Annotated in this window: 2 protein-coding genes; both read right to left on the bottom strand. The window is 55.7% G+C overall.

Going from position 1 to position 2,013, the window contains the following annotated elements; genetic code table 11:
* Position 1 precedes the first annotated feature (1 nt).
* Entirely contained in the window at positions 2-1,138 is a 1,137-nt protein-coding gene (gene neuC, locus AC1D1X_RS21725; RefSeq protein ID WP_477671338.1) for a UDP-N-acetylglucosamine 2-epimerase, read from the bottom strand.
* The coding region (locus AC1D1X_RS21730; RefSeq protein WP_477699158.1) for an N-acetylneuraminate synthase family protein at positions 1,138-2,013 on the bottom strand (876 nt) is incomplete at its 5' end. The genes AC1D1X_RS21730 and neuC, both read right to left, overlap by 1 nt.

Consider the following 2,013-nt stretch of genomic DNA (forward strand, 5'->3'; position numbering starts at 1 on the left):
GTTAATAAGTATTGACCTTGTCCAGGATATCTGGCGCAATGCTCTGGGTAGCGAGAAGATGAACGATGCGGGCACCTGCTTGGCCGTCACCATAAAAATTTCCGGGAGGAAATCGACCATGATCAAGTCCAGATCGAATCGCTTTCGCTATGGAGTCGCTGTCGTTGGTGGAATCAATGGTGTTCACATTGCGTTGTCTGGCGCGTTGCCGGTTGCCAATATTGACAACCGGCGTACCAAAGCTAGCGGCTTCGATAACGCCCGATGACGAATTTCCAATAAGAACGTCTGCATTTCTCAAGGCCGCAAGGTACAGTGAACGTGGCAAGTGTGCAAAACGCCGTATGTCCAAGGCCTCAACGGCACGCAAAATTTCTGCAGAGCCGGCATCGGCATTGGGATCAAGCCAGATTACCTCGATGCCTTTTTCAGGCAATGTCTGGCGAATGGCAGATAGCAATGCAGTCGTCTGTTCATATGTACCCTGTGACTCCTGCACTACCGGATGAAACAGCACCAGCGCATAATGCGCTTCGGCCGACAAACCCAGCTCAACAGCAACTGTGGCGCGGGAGAAGTCGTACAGAAGTTGGAGATCGTCCAGGCTGGGAGCACCCGTGACCCAAACATGTTCGGGCTTTTCACCCATGCGAATGACACGCTCCCGTGACTCTTCTGTCGCCACAAAATGCCAGTGGGAAAGTTTTGTCAGCGCATGCCTCACAGGTTCGTCAACAGTACCAGACCGCTCGCCACCGTGCAGGTGAACAATTGGCACTCCCAAGTGCAGAGCCGCAATGGCACCGGCCAGCATTTCACCGCGATCACCAATGACCAGCAGCAAATCCGGTTTTTCCTCTTCAAGGACACGCGTCAGTCCAATGATGGCCTGTCCGATGCCGCTTGACATAGCAGCAGCGGTGCGCAACCCAACGTCTGTGGGTATGCGCGCCACGATGGAAAGGCCAGAAGCCTCTATCTCCGTGACAGTCATGCCGCACTCGGGCCTGAGGTGCATTCCTGTGACAGCGATCTGCAGAGTCAAACCGGGGTGCACCGCAATCCGATGCAGCGTGGAGGCCATCAAGCCAAAGTCCGCCCGAGTGCCAGTCACGTAGAGAATGCGGCGTTCAGGCATTACTTCCAGCCTTCCAGCATGTATGGCGCAAGGAGGGTATATGCAGGCATGTCTTGAGTAAGGCGACACCCCAAAACGTTGACTTGTTGTGCTGGCGCAATACCGGTCCCGGGCCGGCGCAGGCATAAATCGTCTGGCGTCAACACCGTTCCCCCTGGGACATCACGGCTAAGCACTACGCTACGCCGTGCTACATCGCGGGTGTTGTGCTCTATAAGCTGGGGACGCTTGAGGCCGTCACCCCGCATCGTTTCGACCATTCTGATACCCCGAACCATCGCTGTAAAAGTCGCTGGGTCTGCGGAAGCGAGATGATCAGGCCCGGGCAGCGTCGTATCAAGCGTCAGATGCTTTTCAATCACGCAGGCACCGAGCGCAGTGGCGGCCAGCGCCGCCTCAATCCCTTCGCTATGATCAGAGTACCCCGTCGGCAAGCCGCATTCGCGGCTCATGGCCTGCATCGCCAAGAGATTGAGTGAATCGGCAGGCGCGGGATAGGCTGAAGTGCAATGCAACAACGTCAGGTTGTCAGATCCTGCCTCAGAAAGCCCCCTCGCCTGCCGCGCGGCAGAAATCCAGTGAATGGCGGTTTGCACTTCAGCCATCGTCGACATGCCCGAAGACAGCAATAGCGGCAAACCAGTCGCCGCGGCACATTCAAGCAATGACTTGTTGGTAATCTCGCCCGAAGGAAGCTTGATGCGCCTCACATCAAGCCGCGTTAACAATGCAACCGCTTCCTCGGAAAACGGCGTAGAAAAAAATTCAATGCCTATGTGGCGGCAATATGCCGACAACTCGTGGTGCGCGTCCTCATCAAGCTCCAATTTCTTGATCATTTCGAACTGGTTGGCCTCTCCGGTATTGCTGCGCTG

The organism is Polaromonas sp. P1_G4 (assembly GCF_056405475.1).